Here is a 22,592-nt window from a genome sequence, read left to right as displayed (position 1 = left end):
TCCTGTCACGCGGCGCCGTGCGCCGTCAGCGGCTTCGGTGGCTCTGGCCGGCATGCCGGCAGCGGCCAGCATTGCGGCGGCCAGGGCCAGAACGGATCGGCGGTTCGGCATTGGCAGTCCTCCCGGCGGCAGGCAATCGAAAGAGACTGGACGGTCCAGTTCTCCAATTTGCAAAAAACTAGACTGTCTAGTACTTTCCTGTCAACAGGCAGTCGAAGCGTAGGGAAGCAGCATGACCAGGCCGGTATCGGTGCGACCAACGGACGGCGCCGGCGGCGAGACGCGCTCGGCACAAAAGCGCCGTGCCATTCTCGACGCTGCCACCGAGGTCTTTCTGAAATGCGGTTATCCCGGCGCCAGCATGGACGAGATCGCCGCCTTGTCCTCGGTGTCGAAGCAGACGGTCTACAAGCATTTCGAGAGCAAGGAGGCGTTGTTCGTCGACATCGTCACCAGCATGACCGACGCGGCCGGCGATATGGTTCACGACCGAACGCCCGTCTTTGAGGCCGACGACGACCTCGCCGCCTATCTGCAGGACTACGCCTATCGCCAGCTTACCGTGGTGCTGACGCCGCGCATCATGCAATTGCGCCGTTTGGTGATCGCCGAGGTGAACCGGTTTCCCGACCTCGCGCGTGTGCTTTACGAGCGCGGCCCCGCCCGGGCGATGGCCGCTTTGGCCGCCTTGTTCGAGCGTCTGGCCGCGCGCGGCCTTCTGGCACTCGACGATCCCGCCATGGCCGCGGCGCATTTCAACTGGCTGGTTATGTCCGAACCGCTCAACCGCGCCATGCTGTTGGGCGATGCCGCGATACCCGGCCCCGATGAACTGCGCCGCTGCGCGGTCGAGGGCGTGCGTGTCTTTTTGGCGGCCTACGGTACCGATCGCCGAGCCTGAACCGCGTTGCGCGCAGATCAGGCCGGAATCTCCGACGAGCGTCGAACGCAACCGCTTCCATCCGGCCTTGAAACGGTCTAGAAGCCCGGCCATGACCCACACCGACATTGCGGATACCGAAAAAGCAGGCGCGCGCCCGGGCGACGGCGGGCCGAAGAAGGTCTTCGTCAAGACCTATGGCTGCCAGATGAATGTCTACGATTCCCAGCGCATGTCCGATGCGCTGGCGGCTGACGGCTACGTGCCGACCAAGACGCTGGAGGAGGCCGATCTCGTCCTGCTCAACACCTGCCATATTCGCGAGAAGGCGGCCGAAAAGGTCTATTCCGAGCTCGGTCGCATCCGCAAGCTCAAGGACGAGCGGGCCCGCGACGGACGCGAGACGGTGATCGGCGTGGCCGGCTGCGTGGCCCAGGCCGAGGGCGAGGAGATCATTGCGCGCGCGCCCGTCGTCGACATCGTCATCGGACCGCAAACCTATCACCGCCTGCCCGACGCCGTGCGCAAGGCGCGCGCCGGCGGCAAGGTGGTGGAGACCGACTACGCGCTGGAGGATAAGTTCGAGCGCCTGCCGCAACTCCACAAGGGCGAGGTCAGGCGGCGCGGCGTCACCGCGTTTCTGACTGTGCAGGAAGGGTGCGACAAGTTCTGCACATTCTGCGTGGTGCCCTATACGCGCGGCGCCGAGGTGTCGCGTCCGGTGAGCCAGATCGTGGCCGAGGCCGAAAGGCTGGCCGAGGCCGGCGTGCGCGAGATCACCCTTTTGGGCCAGAACGTCAATGCCTGGCACGGCGAGGGCCCGGACGGCAGGCAATGGGGGCTGGGCGAATTGCTGTTCCGGCTGGCCGAGATTCCCGGTATTGCACGACTGCGCTATACGACCAGCCACCCGCGCGACATGGACGATGCGCTGATTGCGGCCCATCGCGACCTCGACGCGCTGATGCCCTATCTGCACCTGCCGGTGCAGACCGGCTCCGACACCATCCTCAAGGCGATGAACCGGCGCCATACCGCCGCCGACTATTTGCGCCTGGTCGACAGGATCAGGGCCGCCAGGCCAGACGTTGCGCTGTCGGGCGATTTCATCGTCGGCTTTCCGGGCGAGAGCGATGCCGATTTCGAGGCGACGATGCAGATCGTGCGCGATGTCACGTTCGTGCAGGCGTTTTCGTTCAAATATTCGCCCCGGCCCGGAACGCCGGGTGCCGAGATGGGCGATCAGGTCGCCGAAGCGGTCAAGGATGAAAGACTGCAGCGTCTGCAGGCCCTCCTCACCACCCAGCAGCGCGCCTTCGCCGACACGCTGGTCGGGCGCAGGACCGACGTGCTGATTGAGAAGCCGGGTCGCGCACCGGGCCAGTGGGCCGGTCGTTCGCCTTGGTTGATGCCGGTGATTCTTGATGAAAAGCCGGGCGAAATCGGCGACATTGTCGATGTGCGAATCACGCGCACGGGCACCAACAGCCTGTTTGCCGTGACCGCTTGACCGTAGACACGCGGCAAGCCAGGGAGACGCGTTTGAACGCCGGCACGACTTTGAAGGCGAGCCCGTCCGGGGCCTCCGACATGGCCCATATCGTCCTGACCTTCGACAACAACAAACACGCCAGCGCGCTCTACGGCCAGTTCGACGAGAACCTGGCCAGGCTGGAGAAGCAGCTTTCCGTCGATATCCGCTCGAAGGGCAACCAACTCTCCATCCGCGGCGCCGCCTCGGCCGCCGAGCAGGCGCGCCGCGCGCTCGATTATCTGTATGACCTGGCGCAGAAGGGTGTCGATCTGACGTCGTCCGAAGTCGACGGCGCGGTGCGCATGGCGGTTGCCGCCGACGACCAGTTGACGCTGCCGACCCTGGAAAAGAAGGGCAAGATGGCCGCCGCCCAGATAACCACCCGCAAGCGCACGATCTACGCGCGCACGCCCAACCAGGACGCCTATATGCGCGCGCTCGACCGCGCCGAGCTCGTCTTCGGCATCGGTCCGGCCGGAACCGGAAAGACCTATCTCGCCGTGGCGCACGCCGCCATGCTGCTCGAGCGCGGTCTCGTCGAGCGCGTCATCCTGTCGCGGCCTGCGGTCGAGGCGGGCGAGCGGCTGGGTTTCCTGCCCGGCGACATGAAGGAGAAGGTCGACCCCTATCTGCGCCCGCTTTACGACGCGCTCTACGACATGATGCCGGCCGACAAGGTCGAGCGCGCGCTCGCCGCCGGCGTGATCGAGATCGCCCCGCTCGCCTTCATGCGCGGGCGCACGCTCGCCCATTCGGCGATCATCCTCGACGAGGCACAGAACACGACGACCATGCAAATGAAGATGTTCCTGACCCGTCTGGGCGAGGGCGGGCGCATGATCGTCACCGGCGATCCGAGCCAGATCGACCTGCCGCACAACGCCAAGTCCGGCCTGGTCGAGGCCCTGCACGTGCTCGACGAGGTGCCGGGCATCGTCATGGTGCGGTTCGAGGACAAGGACGTCGTGCGCCATCCGCTCGTCGCCGAGATCGTGCGCGCCTACGACCGTCACAGCGTCGGGCGCGACCATCGCGGGGGCGACGTGTGAGCAACCTGTTGCCGGGCGGGGCCGCAAGCGACCCGCTCGCTGTCGAGGTGACGGTTGTCGTCGCCGCCGGCGCGTGGGCGTCTCCGGAAAAGCTCGAACCGCTGGTCGGTGCGGCGACGGGGGCGGTGATCGCCGAACTGGATCTGCGTTCCGGCACCAGCGAGCTCGGCGTCACCTTCACCGACGATGAGTCGATCCGTGCGCTCAATCGGCAATGGCGCGGCAAGGATAAGCCCACCAACGTGCTCTCCTTTCCGGCGTTTCCCGATCCGGCTCCGGACCGGATCCCGCCCATGTTGGGCGACATCGTGCTGGCGTTCGAGACGGTGCGTCGCGAGGCGGCACTGGACGAAAAGCCTTTCGATCACCATCTCACTCATCTTCTGGTTCATGGTCTGTTGCATCTTTTGGGGTATGATCATGAAACCGACGACGACGCGGACCATATGGAAGCGGCCGAAAGACGCGTTTTGGCGCGCCTTGGCATTGCCGATCCCTATGCCGCAACTGACCGGAGCGAATGACCGACTGCGATGAACCAGCGTGAACAAGCCGTCGCCGCGCCCGAGGCGGGCGACGATGCGGGCTCGGGCGAACCGCCCGAGGAAAGCTCGAGTACCGAGGCGCCGCCGCAAAATGGCGGCCGGGGCCTGGTCCAGAGATTTGTGAGCCTTATTCGCGGGCGCAACGGGTCGACCTTGCGCGAGGATCTGGCCGACGCGCTTGCCGAGGACCAGCACGACAGTGCTCCGTTTTCGCCGGGCGAACGTGCCATGTTGCACAACATTTTGCGCCTGCGAGAAGTGCGGGTGGAGGATGTCATGGTGCCGCGCGCCGACATCGAGGCGGTCGAACTGTCGACCACGCTTGGCGAGCTTCTGAAATTGTTCGAGGAATCGGGCCATTCGCGTATGCCCGTTTATGCCGACTCGCTCGACGATCCGCGCGGCATGGTCCATATCCGCGATGCCGTCACCCAGTTGACGCGCTCCGCGCGCCCGAAAAAGCCCCGCGGCGCCAAGCGTGTGGCCGCAAAGACGGCCGACCTCGATCTTGGCCAGGTCGACCTGTCGCGTACGATCGGCGATCTGAGCCTGACGCGACCGGTCCTTTTTGTGCCGCCCTCCATGCTCGCCTCCGATCTGATGAACCGCATGCGGGCTGCCCGCACCCAGATGGCGCTGGTCATCGATGAATATGGCGGCACGGACGGGTTGGTTTCGCTGGAGGACATCGTCGAGATGGTCGTCGGCGACATCGAGGACGAGCACGACGACGAAGAGCCGATGATCACCAAGGCCGGCGACGGCGTGTTCGTCGTCGACGCCCGTGCCGAGATCGACGACGTCGCCGAGGCCATCGGCGACGGCTTCGCCGCCGAGGACCACAGCGAGGATGTCGACACGATCGGCGGCATCATCTTCAACACGCTCGGCCGGGTACCGGCGCGCGGCGAGGTCGTCCAGGCCGTTCCCGGTTTCGAGTTTCACGTGCTCGACGCAGACCCGCGCCGTGTGAAACGCGTCCGCATCGTGCAGTTGCGTGTGCCCGGACGCAGGGTGCGCTCCCTCAGGGAACATCCGGCCGACGAAGCCTGACGCAGGTTGCCGCCCGCAACGTGTCCGGCGGATGCGCCGGGCGCGCGGCAGGCTTTCCGCCGGCGCCGGTTTCGGGCAAGCCGCGTTTGGCAGTCTGGGGCCGGATTGCTAAGTCTCGGCCCCCTGATTCGCTGACTGGAAAGCTGGATGACCGACCTTGCCGCGCGTGTGATCTTGCTGTGGGGCTGGCGGCGGGCGGTCGTCGCCCTCCTGGCCGGCGCCTGTGCCGTGCTTGCGCTGCCGCCCTACGACTTCTTCCCGGCCGGCTTCGTCTCTTTCACCGTGCTCGTCTGGCTGCTCGACGGCGTGGCGCCCGACCCCGGAGACCGTCTCCTGCGGCGGTTGCGCGGCGCCTTCGCCGTCGGCTGGTGGTTCGGTTTCGGCTATTTCGTGGCCGGGTTGTGGTGGGTCGGGCGCGCCCTTTTGGTGGATGCCGACAATTTCGCCTGGGCGCTGCCGATCGCCGTGCTTGGCCTGCCTGCCCTGCTCGCGTTCTTCTATGGCCTGGCCGCCGCGCTCGCGCGCCTGGCCTGGGCTGACGGCATCGGGCGCATCGTCGCGCTCGCCGCCGCCTTCGGCATCGCCGAATGGCTGCGCAGCTTCGTCCTGACCGGCTTTCCCTGGAACGCGGTCGGCTACGCGGCCATGCCGTTGCCGGTGCTGATGCAGTCGGTGGCGGTGGTGGGGTTGTTCGGCATGAACGCGCTCGCCGTCCTGGTCTTCGCCATACCGGCGCTCGCCGGCTTTCGGCGCCACCGCCTTGTCGGCGTCGCCGTGGCATTGCTTTTGATCGCAGCCCATATCGGTTACGGCCTCTTTCAGATTTACGGCACGGCGCCGGTCGAGGACGGGCGGCAGCTCCAGGTCCGTGTGGTCCAGCCTTCCGTGTCCCAAAGCGGCAAGTGGGACCCGCAGGAGCGCGCCCGCATCATGAAGTCCTTGCTCGACCTGTCGGCAAGGCCGCCCGCCGAGGGCCGGGAGCGGCCGGAGCTGATCGTATGGCCGGAGACGGCGCTGCCTTTTGTCATCACCGAAAGGCCCGACGCGCTGGCCGCGATCGGCACCATGCTGGAAACCGGTCAGACCTTGTTCCTCGGTGCGGTGCGTTCCGAGGCGGCAGCGTCGGCCCAGGATGCGCCGCGCTACTACAACGCCGTCGTGGCTATCAATGACGGCGGCGAGATCGTCGATGCCGTCGACAAGCTGCATCTGGTCCCCTTCGGCGAATATCTGCCCTTCCAGGAGTTGCTGGAGGGGTTTGGCTTCGAAACCGTGGCCGAGACGATCGGCGGCTTTTCGGCGGGCTCCGCGCGCCGGGCTCTGTCCGCGCCGGGTGGGATCGGCGCGTTGCCGATGATCTGCTACGAGATCATCTTCCCGGACCTGCTGGCCGGCTCGAGCGCACAAGCTGACATCATCGTTAACGTCACCAACGACGCCTGGTTTGGCGACACGGCCGGCCCCTATCAACATTTCCGCCAGGCACAGGTGCGCGCCGTGGAAGCCGGCATGCCGCTGATCAGGGCGGCAAACAACGGAATTTCGGCGATCGTCGACGAAAAAGGCCGGGTCGTCGATGCATTCGCGCTCGATACGGTCGGCGTTCTTGATGCAGCGCTTTTCGTTGCCGACGGGCGACACCAGAACACGATTAATGCCGGGCGCAATGGCTTATTGATTATATTGTTCTTTGCAACCTTAGCTTGTGGTATGAATATCAGTCAGCGGTTACGTTCCAATTGAGGTGCGAAAGTCGCTAAAGGCAGGCATGAATTGCCAAATCGCCCTCTCTCTCGCCGCCCGTGATTCTGGGGCCATGGGCATCTGGCGGGAATTCGTTGGAGCCAACCGAAAAGCCCGTGATAAACGGCGAGGACATCATGCCTGACAACAAGAAGAAGCCGAACCCGATCGATATTCATGTCGGGAGCCGCGTTCGTCTGCGGCGCAACATGCTGGGAATGAGCCAGGAAAAGCTTGGCGAAAGTCTCGGCGTGACATTTCAGCAAATCCAGAAATACGAAAAGGGAACCAACCGGGTCGGCGCCAGCCGGCTTCAAGCGATCGCATCGATCCTGAACGTTCCGGTAGCGTTTTTTTTCGAGGATGCGCCGGTCGAACATCTGCCGGGAAACAAGGGTTTTTCCGAAGATCGCTCGACCAGCTACGTCGTGGATTTTCTCAGCAGCGCGGAAGGGCTTCAGCTCAACCGCTCCTTCGTGAAGATCTCCGACGCCCGCGTGCGCCGCAAAGTGATCGACCTGGTCAAGGCCCTGGCTTCCGAAGACGAAGTGTAGCCACGGAGCAGGCCGAACCGGACGGGGCGACCGCGCCGAAAAGGCGCGGCGAGGCCAGGTATTTTTCCGTTGCGGGCGGCAAAAGCGATTGGTTTCTTGACGATGGCGCGCTCGTTTCGCTAACAGATGCCCCCGCGAAGTAGGCAATCCTGCCCTTCGTGTTCATTCCAGAGGGGACACCCGTGGCACGCCAGAACTATCTCTTTACCAGCGAATCCGTTTCCGAAGGTCACCCGGACAAGGTCTGTGACCGCATCTCGGACGAAATTGTCGATCTCGTCTACCGCGAAGCCAAAAAAGCCGGCATGGACCCGTGGAAGGTCCGCGTGGCCTGCGAAACCCTGGCCACGACCAATCGGGTCGTGATCGCTGGCGAGGTTCGCGTGCCCGAAACCCTGATCAAGAAGGACAAGGCCGGCGATGTTGTGATGGACGCCTCCGGCAATCCGGCCATCAACCCATCCAAATTCCGTTCGGCCGCGCGCCGGGCGATCCGTTCGATCGGTTACGAGCAGGACGGCTTCCATTGGAAGACGGCCAAGATCGATGTGCTGCTGCACGCCCAGTCGCCCGATATCGGCCAGGGCGTCGACAACGCCTCCGACAACCAGGGCCAGGAAGGCGCTGGCGACCAGGGCATCATGTTCGGCTATGCCTGCCGCGAAACGCCCGATCTCATGCCGGCGCCGATCTATTATTCGCACAAGATCCTCGAACTGCTGGCCGAGGCGCGCAAGTCCGGCGAGGGCGACGCCGCCAAACTCGGTCCGGACGCCAAGAGCCAGGTGACCGTGCGCTATATTGACGGCCGTCCCGCCGAGGTTACCCAGATCGTGCTGTCGACCCAGCATCTCGATCCGTCCTGGGACAACAAGAAAGTGCGCCAGGTCGTGGAGCCTTATATCCGCGAGGCGCTGTCGATCGGCGACCTGTCGATCGCCGACGACTGCAACTGGTATATCAACCCGACCGGCAAGTTCGTCATCGGCGGTCCCGACGGCGATGCCGGCCTGACCGGCCGCAAGATCATCGTCGACACCTATGGCGGCGCGGCTGCCCATGGCGGCGGCGCCTTCTCCGGCAAGGACACCACCAAGGTCGATCGTTCGGCGGCCTATGCGGCACGCTATCTGGCCAAGAACGTGGTCGCCGCCAAGCTCGCCGAGCGCTGCTCGATCCAGCTTTCCTACGCGATCGGCGTCGCCCAGCCGCTTTCGGTCTATGTCGATATGCAGGGTGCCGGAAAAGTGCCGGAGGAAGTGGTCGAAAAGGCGATTCGCCAGGTGATGGACTTGTCGCCGGGCGGCATTCGGCGTCATCTCGATTTGAACAAGCCGATCTACGCCAAGACGGCGGCCTATGGCCATTTCGGCCGCAAGGCCGGTCGCGACGGGTCGTTCTCCTGGGAGAAGACGGATCTCGTCAAGGCGTTGAAGGACGCTGTCGCCGACGAGGAACGCAAAGCCAAGATCGCCGCCTGAGGCGATATCGCGATGACGGAAGAGGGGCGCGGCAGCCGGGCCACCGAGGCCTTTTTCGGCCGGCGTCGCGGCAAGACCCTCCGGTCGCGGCAGGCGGCCCTCGTCGACCGCCTGCTGCCGCGTCTGGCCCTCGACCTTTCGGCCGAGGCGCCGCCGCCGGCTGAACTGTTCGACGCCGACATTGCCGAGATCAGGCTGGAGATCGGCTTCGGCGGCGGCGAACATCTCCTGCATGAGAGTGGGCGTTACCCGCAAACCGGCTTCATTGGCGTCGAGCCGTTCGTCAACGGCATGGCCAAATTGCTGTCGGCGCTGGATGAGAACCCACGGCATAATATTCGCGTTCATGACGACGATGCGACCGAATTGCTCGACTGGCTGCCGCCGGCGAGCCTCGCCGGCATCGACCTGCTTTATCCCGACCCGTGGCCCAAGCGCCGCCACTGGAAACGTCGCTTTGTCAGTTCAGCCAACCTCGACCGTTTCGCGCGGGTGCTGCGGCCGGGAGGGCGTTTCCGTTTCGCCTCCGACATCGACAGCTACGTCAACTGGACGCTGCTGCACTGCCGTGCCCATCCCGCCTTCGACTGGCAGGCGGCTTCGGCAGAGGACTGGCGTACGCCCTATGAAGGCTGGCCGGGCACGCGCTACGAGGCCAAGGCCGTGCGCGAGGGCCGCGTTCCGGCCTATCTGACCTTTACGCGGCGTTGAGCGCCGTCAAAGCCGTGCCTTCGTCGAGCGCGGCGTCGCAAGCAACAGGCTGGTCTCGCTGCCGGTGATGCCGGGTATCAGCCGGATGCGCCGCAGCACGGCGTCGAATTCGCTCAGCGTGGCCGTGCCGAGCTCGACCACCAGGTCCCAGCGCCCGTTGGTCGTGTGCACGGTGGCGACTTCGGCAAACCCGCCCAGCACCCGGATCACCCGGTCGGCGGCGTGCCCCTCGATTTCGATCATCATGATGCCGCGAATGCGCTGGTCGACCGCGTCGGCGCGCAGGATCACCGTATAGCCCAGTATTTCGCCGCTCCGCTCCAGGCGTTCTATATGGGCGCGCACGGTCGCCCGCGAGACGCCGAGTTCGATGGCGAGATCGGAGATGCTGCGCCGGGCGTCGTGCCGCAGCAAGGTGATCAATTTCTGATCTAACGTGCCCATATTTTGACCGAAATGAAAAAATTCTCTGCCGAAACGATAAAATATTCTGCAAAATATGCCAAATAAACCTGTTCACTCTGCCGGAATCCCGGGCTTCACTGCCAAGATGAGGCTTAGCGGGAGTTTTGGCGATGCGCTGCAGGATCGTGGGCGCGCCGGTCGAGGACGGCGCCGGCCGCATGGGCTGCGAGATGGGGCCGAGCGCGCTGCGCACGGCCGGCCTGCTGGCGGCGCTGCGCGAACTCGGCCACGAGGTGATTGACATGGGCGCCGCGCGCCGGGCGCCGACAAGGACGCTGCACCACGCCAATGCCGCGCTCAAGGCCCTGCCCGAGATCGCCGCCTGGACCGAAGGCCTCGGCGAGGCCGCCTATCTTGCCAGCGCCGACGCGATGCCGATCTTTCTCGGCGGCGATCATTCGATCTCCGCCGGCACGATGTCGGGCGTGGCGCGGCGGGCGGCCGAAAGCGGGCGCCCGCTCTTCGTGCTGTGGCTCGACGCCCACCCCGATTTCCACACGCTCGACACCACCGCCAGCGGCCATCTGCACGGGGTCCCGCTCGCCTATGCCAGCGGCCAGCCCGGTTTCGAAGGCTATTTCCCCGATTTGCCGGCGCCGGTCGATCCGGCGCGAATCTGCGCCTTCGGCCTGCGCAGTGTCGACCCGGCCGAACGCCGCGCGCTGACGGCCGCCGGCGTCACGGTACACGACATGCGCGCCATCGACGAGCACGGCGCCGCCCCGCTGATGCGCGACTTCATCGCCCGTGTCGCCGCCGGCAACGGTCTTTTGCATGTCAGCCTCGACGTCGATTTCCTCGATCCAGGCATCGCGCCTGCGGTCGGCACGACGGTGCCCGGCGGCGCCACCTTCCGCGAGGCGCATCTGGTGATGGAGATGCTGAGCGACAGCGGCCTGGTCACCAGCCTCGACCTGGTCGAACTCAACCCTTTCCTCGACGAGCGCGGCCGCACCGCCACCTTGCTTGTCGACCTGACCGCCAGCCTGCTCGGCCGCCGGATCATGGACCGGCCCACACGGAGCTTTTGACCATGGGATATGCCCCTTCCGACCTCGCGCTGGTGCCCTTCGTCAGCGTCGAAAACATGATGCGCATCGTGCACGCGACCGGCATCGAGCGCTTTCTGAGCGAACTGGCCGGCTATATCGAGGAGGATTTTCGCCGCTGGGAGCTGTTCGACAAGACCCCGCGCATCGCCTCGCATTCGCGCGAGGGCGTGATCGAGCTGATGCCGACCAGCGACGGCGAGGCCTACGGCTTCAAATATGTCAACGGCCATCCCAAGAACACCAGGGAAGGCCGCCAGACCGTGACGGCGTTCGGCGTCATGGCCGAGGTCGACACCGGCTATCCCGTCCTGATCACCGAAATGACCATCCTCACCGCGCTGCGCACGGCGGCGATGTCGGCGCTGGCCGCCCGTCATCTCGCGCCCGACGGCGCCGCCACCATGGCGCTGATCGGCAATGGCGCCCAGTCGGAGTTCCAGGCGCTCGCCTTCAAGGCGCTGGTCGGGGTCGAGCGGCTTCGGCTCTACGATATCGACAGCCAAGCCAGCCGTCGCTGCGCGCGCAACCTTGCCGGCCGCGGTCTCGACATCGCACTGTGCGGGGGCCCGCAAGAGGCGGTCGAGGGCGCCGACATCATCACCACCGTGACCGCCGACAAGCAATATGCGACCATCCTCACCGACAACATGGTCGGCCCCGGCATCCACATCAACGCGGTCGGCGGCGACTGTCCGGGCAAGACCGAGCTCCACCGCGACATTCTGATGCGCGCCTCGATCTTCGTCGAATATCCGCCGCAGACCCGGGTCGAGGGCGAGATCCAGCAGCTTTCAGCCGACCATCCCGTCACTGAATTGTGGCGGGTGATCGCCAGCCGAACTGCCGGCCGCACCGCGCGCGACGAGATCACGCTGTTCGATTCGGTCGGCTTCGCGGTCGAGGATTTTTCGGCTTTGCGCTACATGCGCGACCGTCTTTCCAGCTTGCCTTATTTCGACAGGCTCGACCTGCTCGCCGATCCCGACGATCCGCGCGACCTGTTCGGCATGCTGATGCGCGCCGAGCCGCAGGCCACCTGAGGCGCCGACCGGGACGGGACGGCGTCGCGGCCGCGCCGCTTGCCCTTGCATTTTGCCCCCGCGGGGACTATATCGGCTTCAAATTCTTGGTCGCGATGACGAAGAGTGGGTCCCGCCGGTCCCGCTCTTTTTTGTTACCGGTGGCCCTGTCGGAGACTTCATGACGCACGAAGAAAGCGCCGCAACACGGGATGATGACCGCCTGATCCGCGAAAGCGGTCTCGAGGCGCGTATTGCCGTGCTGATCTGGCCGCTGCTGCGCTCCATGGGCTTTCGCCTCGTGCGGGTGCGGCTTTCCGGCCAGAACGGCCTGACGCTGCAGATCATGGCCGAGCGCGAGGACGGCACCATGACGGTGGCGGATTGCGAGGAACTGAGCCGCGCGGTCTCGCCGGCGCTCGACGTCGAAGACCTGATCGACAAGGCCTACCACCTCGAAGTGTCCTCGCCCGGTATCGATCGGCCCCTGGTCAGGGTGGACGACTTTGCGGCCTGGCAGGGCCATCTCGCCAAGATCGAGACCGTCGTGATGGTCGCCGAGCGCAAACGGTTCCGTGGCCGCATCGCCGAGGCCGGCGCGGATGGGATCGTGTTGGAGCGCGACCAGGCCAGCTATGGCGACGAGCCCAGCGTGGCCATCCCCTACGACACGATCGCCGACGCCCGACTGATCCTGACCGACGAATTGATCCGCGACGCGCTGGCCAAGGACAAGCAGGCGCGCCAGGCGGCCAAAAAGCTGCGCGGCGACGAGGCCGGCGGCGACAACGACAATGACAACGAACCGCAGACATGACGAAAACGGATCGGCAGGACGCCGGTCCGCGTGAAGGGAGACTGAAATGGCAGTCAGTGCAAACCGTCTCGAACTGCTGCAGATCGCCGACGCTGTGGCGCGCGAGAAGTCGATCGACAAGGAGATCGTGCTCGACGCGATGGCCGACGCGATCCAGAAAGCCGCGCGCTCGCGCTACGGTCAGGAAACCAATATCCGCGCCGACATCAACCCGCAGACCGGCGAGATGAAGTTGCAGCGGCTGATGGAAGTCGTCGAGGCGGTCGAGGAATCGGCCCGCGAGATTTCCATTCAGGAGGCGCGCGAGCGCAATCCCGACGCCCAGGCCGGCGACTTCATCGCCGAGCAGCTGCCGCCGATGGATTTCGGCCGCATCGCCGCCCAGTCGGCCAAGCAGGTCATCGTGCAGAAGGTGCGCGAAGCCGAGCGTGACCGCCAGTACGACGAATACAAGGATCGTATCGGCGAGATCGTCAACGGCTCGGTCAAGCGCGTCGAATACGGCAACGTCATCGTCGATCTCGGCCGCGGCGAGGCCATCATCCGGCGCGACGAGCTGATCCCGCGCGAACTCTTCAAATATGGCGACCGCGTGCGCGCCTATGTCTACGACGTGCGCCGCGAGCAGCGCGGCCCGCAGATTTTCCTGTCGCGCACCCATCCGCAATTCATGGCCAAGCTGTTCACCATGGAAGTGCCGGAAATCTATGACGGCATCATCGAGATCAAGTCGGTGGCGCGCGATCCCGGCTCGCGGGCCAAGATCGCGGTGATCTCGCGCGATTCGTCGATCGACCCGGTCGGCGCCTGCGTCGGCATGCGCGGCAGCCGCGTGCAGGCGGTCGTCGGGGAACTGCAGGGCGAAAAGATCGACATCATTCCCTGGTCGCCCGACGCGGCATCCTTCATCGTCAATGCGCTGCAGCCGGCCGAGGTCGCCAAGGTCGTTCTCGACGAGGACGCCGAGCGCATCGAGGTCGTGGTGCCCGACGAGCAATTGTCGCTGGCCATCGGCCGGCGCGGCCAGAATGTGCGCCTCGCCTCGCAGCTCACAGGCTGGGATATCGACATCCTGACCGAGGAAGAGGAATCGCAGCGCCGGCAGAAGGAGTTCGTCGAACGCTCCAACCTGTTCATGGACGCGCTCAATGTCGACGAGATGGTCGGCCAGGTCCTGGCCTCGGAAGGCTTCACCTCGGTCGAGGAAGTGGCTTATGTCGAGGCTGACGAAATCTCCTCGATCGACGGTTTCGACGACGACACCGCCGCCGAGATCCAGGCCCGGGCGCGCGAATATCTGGAGCGTATCGAGGCCGAGAACGACGCCCGGCGCCGGGAGCTGGGCGTCTCCGACGATCTGCGCGAAATCCCCGGCGTGACCACCGCCATGATGGTGGCCTTTGGCGAGGACGGCGTCCAGTCGCTGGAGGACTTTGCCGGCTACGCCGTCGACGACCTGGTCGGCTGGAAGGAGCGCAAGGACGGCGAGACCAAGCTTTATCCAGGCATTCTCACCGATTTCGACGTGTCGCGCGAAGATGCCGAGCAGATGGTGGTCGTCGCCCGCATGAAGATGGGCTGGATCACCGAGGACGATCTTGCGCCGCCGGCCGAGGACGCCGAAGAGGCCGGCCAGGATGGAACGACGGAAGCTGCCGGCGCATGACCGCGCCGCGCCGCAACTGTGACGGGAGCGCTTTTTGGACTCGATGGGCGAGCGGACATGCATTGTGACGCGGTGCACGGCGGAGCCGGAGGATCTGATCCGGTTCGTCGCAGGGCCGGACATGTCCGTCGTTCCCGATCTGAAGCGCAACCTTCCCGGTCGCGGCTGCTGGGTGACCGCCGCACGGGCGCGGGTTGACGAGGCGGCTAGGAAGAATATCTTCCGCAAGGCGCTGAAGACGCCGGTCACTGCCGATCCGGACCTCGGCGCGCAGGTCGACAGATTGCTTGTGAAAGCCGCGCTTGGCGCGCTTGGGCTTGCGCGCAAGGCCGGGATCGTGGCATTGGGTGCGGCAAAGGTCGATGCCGCCATCCGGAGCGGGCGAGCGCTGTTTGCGCTACACGCATCCGAAGCCTCGGAAGACGGCATCCGCAAACTGAATCAGGCCCGGCGCGCGGTGTTGTTGGCCGGCGGCCCCGAAATCCCGGCGTTCAGGCTCTTTTCGGAAGCGGAAATGAGTTTGGCATTCGGTGGGGCAAATGTGATACATGCTGCCGTGCTCGGTGCGGAAACGAGCGCGGCGGCACAAAGGCGCGTTGTTGCGCTGGACCGGTACCGGGGCGGACACCCGGAAAGCCGCGAGACAGTTGACGGCGAGTCCGCGAGGACGGCGTCCCACAAGGATACGGAATGACGGATACGAAATCGGGCGACGACAAGACGCTGAGCATGAATACCAAGAAGACCCTGACCCTGAAGCGGCCGGGCGTCGAGCAGGGCACGGTACGCCAGAATTTCTCGCATGGGCGCACCAAGTCCGTGGTCGTCGAAACCAAGAAGCGCAAATTCTCCGTCCCCGGCGAGAAGCAGGAGCCGGCGGCGCCGGTCGCGCTCGCGCCGCGCGCCCAGCCGGCGCCCAAGCCCGCGCCCGCTCCGGTCGCCAAGGAACAGCCCAAGCCGGTCGCTGCCGAAGGACGCTCCGGTCTGGTGCTCAACGAGCTGTCGAGCGAGGAGATGGAGGCGCGCCGCCGCGCCCTCGAAGGCTCCAAGGCCCGCGAGGTCGAGGAACGACGTCGCGCCCAGGAGGAGGCCGCCCGCCGCGCCGAAGAGGATGAGCGCCGCCGCAAGGAGCGCGAGGAATCCGCGCGCCGTCAGGCCGAGGAGGAAACGCGCCTGAAGGCCGAGGCCGAAGCACGCAGCCGTGCCGAGGAAGAGGCGCGCCGCAGGGCGCCTGAACCCGCCCCGGCGCCCGACGCCGACGATGATCGCGATGCCAAGCGCAAGGCCAAGCCGTCGCTTCCGCCCAAGCGCATCGCCACGCCCGAACCGGCCCGGCCGGCCCGGCCGCGCGGCGGCGAGGATCGTCGCCGCGGCAAGCTGACGCTCAACAGCGCGCTTGCCGGCGACGAGGCGCGTGGCCGTTCGCTGTCGGCGATGCGTCGCCGCCAGGAGAAGTTCAAGCGTGCCCAGCACCAGGAGAGCCGCGAAAAGATCGCCCGCGAAGTGATCCTGCCGGAAACGATCACCATCCAGGAACTGGCCGGCCGTATGGCCGAGCGCGCCGTGGACGTGATCAAGTTCTTCATGAAGCAGGGGCAGATCCTCAAGCCCGGCGACGTCATCGACGCCGACACCGCCGAACTGGTCGCGGTCGAATTCGGCCATACGGTCAAGCGCGTTGCCGAATCCGACGTCGAGGAAGGCCTGTTCAACATTCCCGACAAGCCGGAAAACCGCGAAACGCGACCGCCCGTCGTCACCATCATGGGCCATGTCGACCACGGCAAGACGTCGCTGCTTGATGCCATCCGCCACGCCAACGTGGTTTCCGGCGAGGCCGGCGGCATCACCCAGCACATCGGTGCCTACCAGGTCGAGCAGGACGGGCAGAAGATCACCTTCATCGACACGCCCGGCCACGCCGCCTTCACCCAAATGCGCGCCCGCGGCGCGCAGGCGACCGATATTGCGGTCCTGGTCGTCGCCGCCGATGACAGCGTCATGCCGCAGACCGTCGAATCCATCAACCACGCCAAGGCGGCCGGCGTTCCGATCATCGTGGCGATCAACAAGATCGACAAGCCGGAGGCCGATCCGCAAAAGGTCCGCACCGAGCTGCTTCAGCACGAGGTGTTCGTGGAATCGATGGGTGGCGAGGTGCTCGATGTCGAGGTGTCCGCCGTCAAGGGCACCAATCTCGACAAGCTGCTCGAGGCGATCCTGCTGCAGGCCGAACTGCTCGACCTGAAGGCCGATCCGGAGCGGACCTCGGAGGGCGTCGTCATCGAGGCCAAGCTCGACAAGGGGCGCGGTCCGGTTGCCACCGTTCTGGTCCAGACCGGCAAGCTCTTGCCGGGCGACATCATCGTCGCCGGCAACGAATGGGGCAAGGTGCGCGCGCTCGTCAACGATCGCGGCGAGCAATTGTCCGAGGCGGGTCCGTCCATGCCTGTCGAGGTGCTCGGCCTGCAGGGCACGCCCCAGGCCGGTGATCGGTTCGCCACGGTGGAAAACGAGGCCCGCGCCCGCGAGATCTCGGAATACCGTCAGCGCAAGGCGCGCGAGATGGCTGTCGCCAAGCATGCCGGCCAGCGCGGCTCGCTCGAGCAGATGATGTCGCAATTGCAGTCGAGCGGACTCAAGGAGTTCCCGCTGCTGATCAAGGGCGACGTCCAGGGCTCGATCGAGGCGATCGTTGCTGCGCTCGACAAGCTCGGCACGGACGAGGTGCGCGCGCGCATCGTCCATTCGGGCGCCGGCGGCATCACCGAGAGCGACATCTCGCTTGCCGAAACCTCGAACGCGGCCATCATCGGCTTCAACGTGCGTGCCAACCGGCAGGCACGCGACGCCGCCGAGCAGGCCGGCATCGAAATCCGCTACTACAACATCATCTACAACCTCGTGGACGATGTGAAGGCGGCGATGTCGGGCCTGTTGTCGCCGGAACGTCGCGAGACCTTCCTGGGCAATGCCGAGATTCTCGAGATCTTCAACATCACCAAGGTCGGCAAGGTCGCCGGCTGCCGTGTCAGCGAAGGCAAGGTCGAGCGCGGCGCGGGCGTGCGCCTGATCCGCGACAATGTCGTCATCCACGAAGGCAAGCTGAAGACGCTGAAGCGTTTCAAGGACGAGGTCGCCGAAGTGCCCGCCGGCCAGGAATGTGGCATGGCCTTCGAGAATTACGAGGATATCCGCGCCGGCGACGTCATCGAATGCTTCCGCGTGGAAGAGGTGGCGCGCACGCTCTAACGGCGTTCCGGCGCGAAGCTGTCCGGCGGCGCGGCCCGCAAAGGCCGTCGTCGTCGGGATCCTCTGCGGGAGCCCGCCATGCTTGCACCACACATGCCGGATGAGGGCGGGATCGAAATCCGCTACCGCCTGACCGAGCAGGACTATCTTGCCATGATGGAGGCAAGGACGCGCTGGCGCACGGGGCGGTTCGGCCGTGCCGTGCTGTGGTCGGCGGTGCTTCTCAACATTGGTGTCGGGGCCTGGTTGCTGGTGGAGGCGCTTGTCGGCGCAGCGCCGCTTGCCGTCGAGCATTTTCTCAATCTCGGCCTGGCCGCGCTGATCGTCGCCTGGCTGTTTGTCTATCTGCCCTGGCTGCGCCGCAGGAATTTCCGCCGCATGAAGCTTGCCGACAAGCCCGTCCGCCTGGTTGCCGACCGCAAGGCGGTGTCGCTTCAGATCGGCGACGACGACAGCCGTACCGCGTGGCGCGACTTCGAGCGCGGCCAGCGCACGGCGGCGCATTTCTTCTTCTGGCTCAATCCCGCCATCGCGCTGATCGTGCCGCGGCGCGCCTTTCCCGACGATGCACTCGACGAGCGCTTCTGGCGCCTCGCCCAGGACGGAGTTTCCACGACCCATGGCTGAAAAACCGCCCTCCCAACGTCAGCTTCGCGTCGGCGAGCAGGTGCGCCACGCCCTTTCCGACGTGCTGCAGCGCGGCGAGGTGCGCGACGAGCTGATCGAAAATACCGTGATCTCGATCTCGCAGGTAAGCATGTCGCCGGACCTGAAAATCGCCACGGCCTTCGTTTCGCCGCTCGGCGTGACGGACAATCATGCGGTTATCAAGGCACTCGCGCGCAATGCGAAATTCATTCGGGGGCGTGTTTCGGGTGCACTCAGGCAATTGAAATATATGCCGGAATTCCGTTTCCGGCTCGATACGAGCTTCGACAACATGGCCAGGATCGACGAGTTGCTGCGCTCTCCCGAGGTTGCGCGCGATCTCGGCCATGACGAGGACGGCGAGGAATGAGGGGATCGGATTTGCGGCGTTTGGCGGTTTTGGTGGGGGCGGCGTAGGCGATGGCGCGGCGCGGCAAGAAAAAGGGGCGTCCCGTCTCCGGCTGGCTGGTGTTCGACAAGCCCGTCGGCATGGGCTCGACCGAGGCGGTCTCCAAGGTCAAATGGCTGTTCAAGGCCGACAAGGCCGGCCACGCCGGCACACTCGACCCGCTCGCCTCGGGCATGCTGCCGATCGCGCTCGGCGAGGCGACCAAGACCGTGCCCTACGTGATGGACGGGGCCAAGGTCTATCGCTTCACCATTGCCTGGGGCGAGGAACGTTCGACCGACGATCTTGAGGGCCATGTGACGGCCACGTCGGACCTACGTCCGAGCGAGGCCGAGATTCGCGCCCTGTTGCCCAACTATACTGGCGTCATCATGCAGGTGCCGCCGCAATTTTCCGCCGTCAAGATCGCCGGCGAACGCGCCTACGACATCGCCCGCGAGGGACAGGCCGTCGACATCCCCGCCCGCGAGGTGGAGATCGGCCGGCTCGATCTCATCGAACGCCCGGACGAACACAGCGCGGTTTTCGAGATCGAATGCGGCAAGGGCACCTATGTGCGTTCGCTCGCCCGCGATATGGGCCGCGACCTGGGCTGCCAGGGCCACATCGCCGTCCTGCGCCGGGTCGAGGTCGACCCCTTCGTCGCCGACGATCTGGTGACGCTGGAAGCGCTCGAGGCCGCGGCCGCCGCGGCCCGGCCGCAAGGCGAGCCGGCGGAGGACGGCCGCATCGCCGACCCGCGTCCCGACAAGGAGCGCTTCGCCGCGCTCGACGCGTTGCTGGTCGACACCGGCGCCGCGCTCGACTGCCTCCCCGAAATCGCCATCAGCGACGACGCCGCACAGCGCATCCGGCTCGGCAATCCGGTCATCATCCGCGGCCGCGACGCGCCGGTGGAGGCGCCGGAAGCCTATGCCACGGCGCGCGGCCGTCTGGTCGCGATCGGCGCCGTGGAGGCGGGCATGTTCAAACCGAAGCGGGTTTTCGCCGGTCGCTGAAACCTACCGGTGGCGGCCTGCCGTCGGCCGCCGGCGCATTTGCCCTTGCGACGGCGGCGATTTTTCCGCCTACTTGCCGCATGAGCGGGAAGACCAAGAGCAAGGCGAAATTCGTCTCGCGCCATCGCGCACCCGTCGGCGCGCCGCCGGGCACGCTGGTGCATGACGAGCGCGCCTCGCCGACCGGAATCCGCCTGACCGTGATTTCGGACGACCATGTCGAGGAAGTCGCCGACGCGTCGCTGGCGGCGATCGAAAAGGCCATGAAGTCGGGCAAGCGGCTGTGGGTCGACGTCACCGGCTTGGCCGATCTCGAGCTTTTGAGCGCGATCGGGGCGCTTTTCTCGATCGAGGAACTGGCTCTCGAGGATATCGCCAACACCAATCAGCGTCCCAAGGTCGACACCTACGAAAAGCACGCTTTGATCGTCGTGCATATGTTCGACGGCAAGAGCGTGGATTCCAAGGAACAGTTTGCGATCCTGTTCGACGGGCGCCATGTGGTGACCTTCCAGGAGCGTCCCGGCGATTGCCTCGAGCCTGTGCGCAAGCGGCTGCGCCAGCCGGCCGGGCGGATCCGTACGCGCGGGGCGGCCTATTTCGTCTACGCGATCCTCGACACGATCCTCGACGCCTATTTTCCCATGCTCGAGACGATCGGCGACGAGCTCGAGGATCTGGAGGACAAGATCACCAAGGACCCGCATCCGCGCGATGTCGGGCGCCTGCATCAGCTCAAGCGCGAACTGCTCGTCGTTAAGCGCGCGCTGTGGCCGGCGCGCGAGATGCTGTCGGCGATGAGCCGCGAGGAGCTCGGCCTTATTCCCAGCGAGGTGGGCTACTTCCTGCGCGACACCTACGACCACGCCATCCAGCTGATCGACATCGTCGAAACCTATCGCGAGCTCGCGACCGGGTTGCTGGACCTTTATCTGTCGAGCGTGTCGACCAAGATGAACGAGGTGATGAAGGTGCTCACCATCATCTCCACCATCTTCATTCCGCTTTCTTTCCTGGCCGGCATCTGGGGCATGAACTTCACGCCGGATTCGAGCTGGAACATGCCCGAATTGCGCTGGCGCTATGGTTATCCGGTCGCGCTGACGATCATGGTGCTGATCGCGGTCGGGCTGTTATATCTGTTCCGGCGCAAGCGCTGGCTGTAAGCGGATCGATTGAAAAACCAGAGGGACCGGCATGCGATACACGACCTGTTTTGGCCTCACAATGTTGTTTGCCATGCTTGCCGTCGGTGCGGCGCGCGCCTGCGGCGGTCCGCCCGTGTGCACGGTCGTTGACCCGACGGGTACGCCGCTCAACGTGCGCGAAGGACCCAACGGGCGCATCCTGTCGACGCTGAACAAGGGCGCCAAGGTGGAGATCGTCGCCCACCGCGACCACGACGGTACGCGCTGGGCGCTGGTCGGCAAATATGCCGAAGCCTGGGGCTGGGTGTTCGGCGCCTATCTCGATTGCACGGGCGAGGACGGGATCGGGCGTGTGTGCACCGTCGCCGATCCGACCGGCACGCCGCTCAACATCCGCGAACAGCCGAACGGCGCCATCCTCGGCACCTGGGCGAACGGCGTGCGCGTGCGGCCCTATGAGGAGCGGCTGCACAACGGCAAGACCTGGTACGCGGTCGAACGGCTTGCCGAAGACAATGCCGTCGGCTGGGTCTACGATCCCTATCTGCAATGCGAGGAGGACGAGGCGCATTGAATTTCGCGTGGTGATCCGGTCTCCGGGTGTGCGGGGTTGCGTGCTTGACAGGCTCCGGCCGCGGGCCGAAGATTTGTCGGGGCAGGCATGGGACGACGAAGATCGTCCGGCAGGGGAAGCGATCATGGCGAAAACATCGGACGTTCGCGCGCTGGCGTCAGCGGCGTTTCTCGCGGCAATGGCGGTATCCGCGCAGGCCGGACCGGTCGCGCCCCTCTCCGGGATCGGCTCGCCCGGTCTGCCGCTCGTCGCCGTTCAGGCCTGCGGCTGGTACGTCATCCTCGGCTGCCACAACCGTCATGCCGACGCCGCGGCGCTGGTCGAGGAACTCGGCGGCCCGTTCGCCGGAGGCGGGGCGGGGCTCCATGTCCTGCACACCGACGACTATCCGAATTTCCGCGACGGCTATTTCTGCGTCGGCGACGGCCCGTATGGGTCGCATGGCGACGCGGCCAGCATCGCCTGGAACGAGGCCGTGCCGGACGCCTATGTCAAGAACGGCTGCTGACGGCCGGCAGGGCGTCGCCGCTCTCGCCAGAGCCGCGCGGGCGTGAATTTGCGCTGGCAATCCGCGCGATTTTACACTATATGCGCCGCAGCATCGCGCTTGGCGCATGCACAAATGGCCCCCGCTGGACGACATCCTGGCCGTGGGCGACTTTTCCTGATCAAGAACAGAAAGGATGCACGATGTCGATTACCGCCGCGCGCAAGCAGGAATTGCTGACCGAATACGCGACCCAGAAGGACGATACCGGTTCTCCGGAAGTCCAGGTGGCGATTCTTTCGGAGCGCATCAAGAATCTGACCGAGCATTTCAAGACCCACGCCAAGGACAACCATTCCCGGCGCGGTTTGTTGAAACTGGTGTCGCAGCGTCGTTCTCTTCTCGACTATCTCAAGAAGAAGGATGTCGCCCGCTACCAGACCCTGATCGGAAAGCTCGGTCTGCGTCGCTGATGTTTAAACGGCGGGTCCCGCATGGGGTCCGCCG

General features: G+C 65.5%; 23 protein-coding genes. 22 read left to right on the top strand and 1 reads right to left on the bottom strand.

What is annotated here, in order from left to right; translation table 11 throughout:
- The first annotated feature begins 232 nt into the window (after window positions 1–232).
- The 9 genes from C7T96_RS17480 (at window position 233) to C7T96_RS17440 (ending at window position 9,550) form a co-directional block, all read left to right on the top strand.
- Window positions 233–901, top strand: coding sequence for a TetR/AcrR family transcriptional regulator (locus C7T96_RS17480; RefSeq protein WP_106572542.1), 669 nt, complete (start codon window positions 233–235; stop codon window positions 899–901).
- Between the two features lie 91 nt (window positions 902–992).
- Window positions 993–2,390 (top strand): tRNA (N6-isopentenyl adenosine(37)-C2)-methylthiotransferase MiaB, encoded by a 1,398-nt coding sequence (miaB, locus tag C7T96_RS17475; RefSeq protein ID WP_106572541.1) that lies wholly within the window; start codon window positions 993–995, stop codon window positions 2,388–2,390.
- Between the two features lie 80 nt (window positions 2,391–2,470).
- Window positions 2,471–3,463, top strand: a complete 993-nt coding sequence (locus tag C7T96_RS17470; protein WP_106572684.1) for a PhoH family protein — start codon at window positions 2,471–2,473, stop codon at window positions 3,461–3,463.
- An 8-nt stretch (window positions 3,464–3,471) separates the two neighbouring features.
- A complete protein-coding gene (ybeY, locus tag C7T96_RS17465; protein WP_106572683.1) occupies window positions 3,472–3,987 on the top strand; it encodes an rRNA maturation RNase YbeY in 516 nt (171 codons plus the stop codon).
- A 9-nt stretch (window positions 3,988–3,996) separates the two neighbouring features.
- On the top strand, window positions 3,997–5,061 hold the full coding sequence (locus C7T96_RS17460; RefSeq protein ID WP_106572540.1) for a hemolysin family protein: 1,065 nt from the start codon (window positions 3,997–3,999) through the stop codon (window positions 5,059–5,061).
- A 147-nt stretch (window positions 5,062–5,208) separates the two neighbouring features.
- Window positions 5,209–6,804, top strand: a complete 1,596-nt coding sequence (gene lnt / locus C7T96_RS17455) for an apolipoprotein N-acyltransferase (RefSeq protein WP_106572539.1) — start codon at window positions 5,209–5,211, stop codon at window positions 6,802–6,804.
- Window positions 6,805–6,941: 137 nt separating this feature from the next.
- Window positions 6,942–7,358: a helix-turn-helix domain-containing protein gene (locus C7T96_RS17450; RefSeq protein ID WP_106572682.1), complete on the top strand. Its 417-nt coding sequence runs from the start codon at window positions 6,942–6,944 to the stop codon at window positions 7,356–7,358.
- A 182-nt stretch (window positions 7,359–7,540) separates the two neighbouring features.
- Complete coding sequence (gene metK / locus C7T96_RS17445; RefSeq protein ID WP_106572538.1) at window positions 7,541–8,839, top strand: methionine adenosyltransferase; 1,299 nt, start codon at window positions 7,541–7,543, stop codon at window positions 8,837–8,839.
- Between the two features lie 12 nt (window positions 8,840–8,851).
- Window positions 8,852–9,550, top strand: a complete 699-nt coding sequence (locus tag C7T96_RS17440) for a tRNA (guanine(46)-N(7))-methyltransferase TrmB (RefSeq protein ID WP_106572537.1) — start codon at window positions 8,852–8,854, stop codon at window positions 9,548–9,550.
- 6 nt (window positions 9,551–9,556) lie between these two features.
- Here C7T96_RS17440 and C7T96_RS17435 read toward each other — a convergent pair whose 3' ends face one another.
- Window positions 9,557–9,994, bottom strand: a complete 438-nt coding sequence (locus C7T96_RS17435) for an Lrp/AsnC family transcriptional regulator (protein WP_106572536.1) — start codon at window positions 9,992–9,994, stop codon at window positions 9,557–9,559.
- A gap of 131 nt (window positions 9,995–10,125) precedes the next feature.
- Between C7T96_RS17435 and rocF the strand changes: the two genes are divergently transcribed.
- The 13 genes from rocF (at window position 10,126) to rpsO (ending at window position 22,558) form a co-directional block, all read left to right on the top strand.
- Complete coding sequence (rocF, locus tag C7T96_RS17430) at window positions 10,126–11,046, top strand: arginase (protein WP_106572535.1); 921 nt, start codon at window positions 10,126–10,128, stop codon at window positions 11,044–11,046.
- A gap of 2 nt (window positions 11,047–11,048) precedes the next feature.
- Window positions 11,049–12,107 carry an ornithine cyclodeaminase gene (locus C7T96_RS17425; RefSeq protein ID WP_106572534.1) on the top strand — a complete coding sequence of 353 codons (1,059 nt, stop codon included), beginning with the start codon at window positions 11,049–11,051 and terminating at the stop codon, window positions 12,105–12,107.
- A gap of 160 nt (window positions 12,108–12,267) precedes the next feature.
- On the top strand, window positions 12,268–12,903 hold the full coding sequence (rimP, locus tag C7T96_RS17420; RefSeq protein WP_106572533.1) for a ribosome maturation factor RimP: 636 nt from the start codon (window positions 12,268–12,270) through the stop codon (window positions 12,901–12,903).
- A 46-nt stretch (window positions 12,904–12,949) separates the two neighbouring features.
- Window positions 12,950–14,569, top strand: a complete 1,620-nt coding sequence (gene nusA, locus C7T96_RS17415) for a transcription termination factor NusA (RefSeq protein WP_106572532.1) — start codon at window positions 12,950–12,952, stop codon at window positions 14,567–14,569.
- Between the two features lie 43 nt (window positions 14,570–14,612).
- Window positions 14,613–15,263 carry an RNA-binding protein gene (locus tag C7T96_RS17410; RefSeq protein WP_106572531.1) on the top strand — a complete coding sequence of 217 codons (651 nt, stop codon included), beginning with the start codon at window positions 14,613–14,615 and terminating at the stop codon, window positions 15,261–15,263.
- Window positions 15,260–17,821 (top strand): translation initiation factor IF-2, encoded by a 2,562-nt coding sequence (infB, locus tag C7T96_RS17405; protein ID WP_106572530.1) that lies wholly within the window; start codon window positions 15,260–15,262, stop codon window positions 17,819–17,821. The genes C7T96_RS17410 and infB overlap by 4 nt, the downstream gene beginning before the upstream one ends.
- Window positions 17,822–17,899: 78 nt before the next feature.
- The gene (locus C7T96_RS17400) at window positions 17,900–18,448 is read left to right on the top strand and encodes a YcxB family protein (RefSeq protein ID WP_127600184.1); all 549 of its coding nucleotides are present in this window, start codon (window positions 17,900–17,902) and stop codon (window positions 18,446–18,448) included.
- Entirely contained in the window at window positions 18,441–18,839 is a 399-nt protein-coding gene (gene rbfA / locus C7T96_RS17395; RefSeq protein WP_106572528.1) for a 30S ribosome-binding factor RbfA, read from the top strand. The genes C7T96_RS17400 and rbfA overlap by 8 nt, the downstream gene beginning before the upstream one ends.
- Window positions 18,840–18,889: 50 nt before the next feature.
- Window positions 18,890–19,876, top strand: coding sequence for a tRNA pseudouridine(55) synthase TruB (truB, locus tag C7T96_RS17390; protein ID WP_106572527.1), 987 nt, complete (start codon window positions 18,890–18,892; stop codon window positions 19,874–19,876).
- A gap of 80 nt (window positions 19,877–19,956) precedes the next feature.
- Window positions 19,957–21,042, top strand: coding sequence for a magnesium/cobalt transporter CorA (gene corA / locus C7T96_RS17385; RefSeq protein ID WP_106572526.1), 1,086 nt, complete (start codon window positions 19,957–19,959; stop codon window positions 21,040–21,042).
- Window positions 21,043–21,157: 115 nt separating this feature from the next.
- Window positions 21,158–21,598: an SH3 domain-containing protein gene (locus tag C7T96_RS24220; RefSeq protein ID WP_199190506.1), complete on the top strand. Its 441-nt coding sequence runs from the start codon at window positions 21,158–21,160 to the stop codon at window positions 21,596–21,598.
- 124 nt (window positions 21,599–21,722) lie between these two features.
- Window positions 21,723–22,106, top strand: a complete 384-nt coding sequence (locus C7T96_RS17375) for a hypothetical protein (RefSeq protein WP_106572525.1) — start codon at window positions 21,723–21,725, stop codon at window positions 22,104–22,106.
- Between the two features lie 80 nt (window positions 22,107–22,186).
- Window positions 22,187–22,558 carry a 30S ribosomal protein S15 gene (gene rpsO, locus C7T96_RS17370; RefSeq protein WP_275069017.1) on the top strand — a complete coding sequence of 124 codons (372 nt, stop codon included), beginning with the start codon at window positions 22,187–22,189 and terminating at the stop codon, window positions 22,556–22,558.
- Window positions 22,559–22,592: the final 34 nt, after the last annotated feature.

The sequence above is a fragment of the Nitratireductor sp. StC3 genome, assembly GCF_003015025.1.
Classification (GTDB): Bacteria; Pseudomonadota; Alphaproteobacteria; order Rhizobiales; family Rhizobiaceae; genus Mangrovimarina; species Mangrovimarina alexandrii.
Note: the sequence above shows the minus strand (reverse complement) of the source record. Positions and strands in the feature narration are given on the sequence as shown.

Coding starts and splice junctions, on each gene's coding strand:
- C7T96_RS17480 (WP_106572542.1), top strand. CDS start 233: ATGACCAGGCCGGTATCGGTGCGACCAACGGACGGCGCCGGCGGCGAG.
- miaB (WP_106572541.1), top strand. CDS start 993: ATGACCCACACCGACATTGCGGATACCGAAAAAGCAGGCGCGCGCCCG.
- C7T96_RS17470 (WP_106572684.1), top strand. CDS start 2,471: ATGGCCCATATCGTCCTGACCTTCGACAACAACAAACACGCCAGCGCG.
- C7T96_RS17460 (WP_106572540.1), top strand. CDS start 3,997: ATGAACCAGCGTGAACAAGCCGTCGCCGCGCCCGAGGCGGGCGACGAT.
- lnt (WP_106572539.1), top strand. CDS start 5,209: ATGACCGACCTTGCCGCGCGTGTGATCTTGCTGTGGGGCTGGCGGCGG.
- C7T96_RS17450 (WP_106572682.1), top strand. CDS start 6,942: ATGCCTGACAACAAGAAGAAGCCGAACCCGATCGATATTCATGTCGGG.
- C7T96_RS17440 (WP_106572537.1), top strand. CDS start 8,852: ATGACGGAAGAGGGGCGCGGCAGCCGGGCCACCGAGGCCTTTTTCGGC.
- C7T96_RS17435 (WP_106572536.1), bottom strand. CDS start 9,994: ATGGGCACGTTAGATCAGAAATTGATCACCTTGCTGCGGCACGACGCC.
- rocF (WP_106572535.1), top strand. CDS start 10,126: ATGCGCTGCAGGATCGTGGGCGCGCCGGTCGAGGACGGCGCCGGCCGC.
- C7T96_RS17425 (WP_106572534.1), top strand. CDS start 11,049: ATGGGATATGCCCCTTCCGACCTCGCGCTGGTGCCCTTCGTCAGCGTC.
- rimP (WP_106572533.1), top strand. CDS start 12,268: ATGACGCACGAAGAAAGCGCCGCAACACGGGATGATGACCGCCTGATC.
- nusA (WP_106572532.1), top strand. CDS start 12,950: ATGGCAGTCAGTGCAAACCGTCTCGAACTGCTGCAGATCGCCGACGCT.
- C7T96_RS17410 (WP_106572531.1), top strand. CDS start 14,613: ATGGGCGAGCGGACATGCATTGTGACGCGGTGCACGGCGGAGCCGGAG.
- infB (WP_106572530.1), top strand. CDS start 15,260: ATGACGGATACGAAATCGGGCGACGACAAGACGCTGAGCATGAATACC.
- C7T96_RS17400 (WP_127600184.1), top strand. CDS start 17,900: ATGCTTGCACCACACATGCCGGATGAGGGCGGGATCGAAATCCGCTAC.
- rbfA (WP_106572528.1), top strand. CDS start 18,441: ATGGCTGAAAAACCGCCCTCCCAACGTCAGCTTCGCGTCGGCGAGCAG.
- truB (WP_106572527.1), top strand. CDS start 18,890: ATGGCGCGGCGCGGCAAGAAAAAGGGGCGTCCCGTCTCCGGCTGGCTG.
- corA (WP_106572526.1), top strand. CDS start 19,957: ATGAGCGGGAAGACCAAGAGCAAGGCGAAATTCGTCTCGCGCCATCGC.
- C7T96_RS17375 (WP_106572525.1), top strand. CDS start 21,723: ATGGCGAAAACATCGGACGTTCGCGCGCTGGCGTCAGCGGCGTTTCTC.
- rpsO (WP_275069017.1), top strand. CDS start 22,187: ATGCGCCGCAGCATCGCGCTTGGCGCATGCACAAATGGCCCCCGCTGG.